The sequence below is a fragment of the Shigella sp. FC1967 genome (assembly GCF_001743005.1).
GTDB lineage: Bacteria > Pseudomonadota > Gammaproteobacteria > Enterobacterales > Enterobacteriaceae > Proteus.
The window spans coordinates 1-3,125 of the sequence record NZ_MIIZ01000804.1 but is presented as its reverse complement, the minus strand read 5'-3'; the positions used below and the strand labels follow the sequence as shown (position 1 = coordinate 3,125).

3 protein-coding genes are annotated in these 3,125 nt (G+C 38.9%); all 3 read left to right on the top strand.

What is annotated here, in order from left to right; translation table 11 throughout:
* Positions 1-357: 357 nt before the first annotated feature.
* On the top strand, positions 358-1,860 hold the full coding sequence (proP, locus tag BHE89_RS13365; RefSeq protein WP_069366826.1) for a glycine betaine/L-proline transporter ProP: 1,503 nt from the start codon (positions 358-360) through the stop codon (positions 1,858-1,860).
* A 10-nt stretch (positions 1,861-1,870) separates the two neighbouring features.
* Positions 1,871-2,977, top strand: a complete 1,107-nt coding sequence (gene phrB / locus BHE89_RS13360; RefSeq protein WP_458694221.1) for a deoxyribodipyrimidine photo-lyase — start codon at positions 1,871-1,873, stop codon at positions 2,975-2,977.
* 10 nt (positions 2,978-2,987) lie between these two features.
* Positions 2,988-3,125: FAD-binding domain-containing protein (locus tag BHE89_RS27470; protein ID WP_458694222.1), on the top strand; the 138-nt coding region annotated here is incomplete at its 3' end.

Here is a 3,125-nt window from a genome sequence, read left to right as displayed (position 1 = left end):
TATTCATTATGAGAATTAAAAGCCCCCCTAAGTTAAATTTCTAATCGCTAACGCCATGGATTTTACACAAAAGCAGAATTACGTTATGATATTGATCACATTTTAATACATAGAGGCTCTGTTTTGTTATATCAAAACAACAACGAAAACTTTCTTATATCTTATTCAATCTCATCTATACTAAATAAATATTCTCTTATCTATTAGCTTAATACCACTATTTAAATTTAGTAGAAGTAAGCTGTTTTTTTAGTGAATTTTTATTACTCACTCTTCTCGCTAACAAATAGTCACTTCATTTCTTTTCATTAATTGATAAACAAAAAATCACAAATACCTTTATAAAGGTCACTTAATATGAAAATGAAGAAAAAAAGAAACAAACCTCTACAAATCAATGATATAACTATTATTGATGATAGTAAGCTTAAGAAAGCCATTACTGCGGCAGCGTTAGGTAATGCCATGGAATGGTTTGACTTTGGTGTCTACGGCTTCCTTGCGTATGTCTTAGGTCAAGTCTTCTTCCCTGGTGCATCGCCGGGTGTGCAGATGATTGCCGCACTCGCGACATTCTCAGTTCCATTCCTTGTAAGACCTTTAGGGGGTGTTGTATTTGGGATGTTAGGGGATAAATTTGGTCGTCAGAAAGTGTTATCTGTCACCATCATTATTATGGCACTGAGTACGTTTGCCATTGGTCTTATTCCTGCTTATGAAACGATTGGGATCTGGGCTCCTGTTTTATTATTACTGGCTAAATTAGCACAAGGTTTCTCCATTGGGGGTGAATATTCTGGCGCGGCAATTTTTGTTGCGGAATACTCACCAGACCGCAAACGCGGATTTATGGGAAGCTGGTTAGACTTTGGTTCTATTGCTGGTTTCGTTATGGGTGCAGGTGTTGTTGTACTTATCTCTACTATCCTTGGAGAAACCGCATTTCATGAGTGGGGATGGCGTATTCCGTTCTTCTTGGCATTACCATTAGGTCTTATTGGCTTATATTTACGTCACGCTTTAGAAGAAACCCCTGCATTCCAACAACATGTTGATGAAATGAACAGCGATGATCGTAAATCTATCGAAAATCCACCGCGTGTTTCATTACGTGAAATTGCATCAAAATATTGGAAAAGTTTAACCGTCTGTGTAGGTTTAGTGATTGCGACTAATGTGACCTACTACATGTTATTGACGTATATGCCGAGTTATTTATCACATAACTTAAATTATTCGGCAGATCACGGTGTACTGATCATCATCGCGATTATGATCGGGATGCTATTTGTACAACCAGTCATTGGTCTACTGAGTGACAAAATTGGTCGCAAGCCATTTGTTATCGGCGGTAGTATTGGGTTGTTTGTTCTTGCTTACCCTGCGTTTATGATGATTAACAGCGATGAAATCGGCTTAATTTTCTTAGGATTATTAATCTTAGCGATTTTACTCAACTGTTTTACTGGGGTAATGGCATCGATTTTACCCGCTATTTTCCCAACCCATATTCGCTATAGTGCATTAGCAATCGCATTTAATATTTCCGTATTAATTGCAGGGGCAACACCTACAGCGGCGGCTTGGTTAGTTGAAGCAACCGGTAATTTATATATGCCAGCTTATTATTTGATGATTGTCGCTGTTGTCGGTTTGATAACTGGTATCAAGATGATCGAAACCGCAAATAAACCTTTACGAGGTGCAACACCAGCAGCATCAGATAGATCAGAGGCGAAAGAAATTTTATCTGAGCATTATGATAGTATTGAACACCGTGTTGAAGATATCGAAGCGGAAATTGAAGCATTGCAGAAAAAACGCCAAGCCCTGATCGATCAACATCCTAAATTAGATTAAGAGAGGTTACATGCACCCGTCTTCTGTTCATTTAGTTTGGTTTCGTAATGATTTAAGAGTAACCGATAACAAGGCGCTCTTTCACGCTTGCCAAGATAAACACGCACAGGTGCATGCTATTTTCACCGTAACGCCTGAACAATGGAAAGCCCACAATATGGCTTTATCATATCAGGCGTTCATTCATAATACTTTGCTGGATCTTTCAACATCACTAGCAAAACTCAATATTCCACTCACAGTCGTGATTAGCGATACTTATTCAACTGCAGCCGATAAAGTGGCTGAGTATTGCCAACAACATCAAGTCACTGCGCTTTTCTTCAATCACCAATATGCTCTTAATGAACAACGCCGTGATAAAAAAGTCATTGAGCGACTCAAGAATAAAACAACCATTTATGCTTATCATGACAATGTGTTTATTCCACCGGGTAATGTAGTCACTCAACAAGGTGAAATGTATAAGGTTTTTACTCCCTTTAGAAATGCATTTTTACGATGCTTTCTTTCACAAGATAACGCTTCATTACCTATCCCAGAGATCAGGACGCATCAAAAAGCGGTATCACCTTTAAAAGCACCGCTATTCTCACTTGAAAATACACGATCACCATCCGTTATCTCTACGGAAGAAGAGGCTCTTAAACGCTTAAAACAGTTCTGTTATGAAAGCGTCTCACATTATGCAAGATGGCGAGATATTCCCTCAATTGATGGCACAAGTCGATTATCCCCTTATCTTTCAATTGGATTACTGTCTATTCGTCAATGTTTTAATCGCCTTTATCAAACGGAACCTGATTTCTTAGAAAACAACACATCAGGCGCATTTGTTTGGTTTAATGAACTTATTTGGAGAGAATTTTACCAACACTTAATTGTGGCAAATCCCAATTTATGCAAACACATTGCCTTTCAGCTTTGGACAGAACAAATCAAGTGGCGTAACAATCAAGATGAGTTTAATGCTTGGACGCAAGGTTCAACGGGTTTCCCAATTATTGATGCTGCGATGCGACAGCTTAACCAAACAGGTTGGATGCATAACCGCTTACGTATGCTCACGGCGAGCTTTCTTATCAAAGACTTGTTAATTGATTGGCGTTGGGGGTGAGCGTTATTTTATGTCACAACTCATTGATGGCGATTTCATCTCAAATAACGGGGGTTGGCAATGGGCTGCATCAACAGGAACTGATGCCGTACCTTATTTTCGCATTTTTAATCCTACCACCCAAGGCCGTAAGTTCGATCCTGATGGT

What these genes read in the sequence shown, in the direction of transcription:
- proP (WP_069366826.1), top strand. Translation starts at nt 358, where the DNA reads ATGAAAATGAAGAAAAAAAGAAACAAACCTCTACAAATCAATGATATA.
- phrB (WP_458694221.1), top strand. Translation starts at nt 1,871, where the DNA reads ATGCACCCGTCTTCTGTTCATTTAGTTTGGTTTCGTAATGATTTAAGA.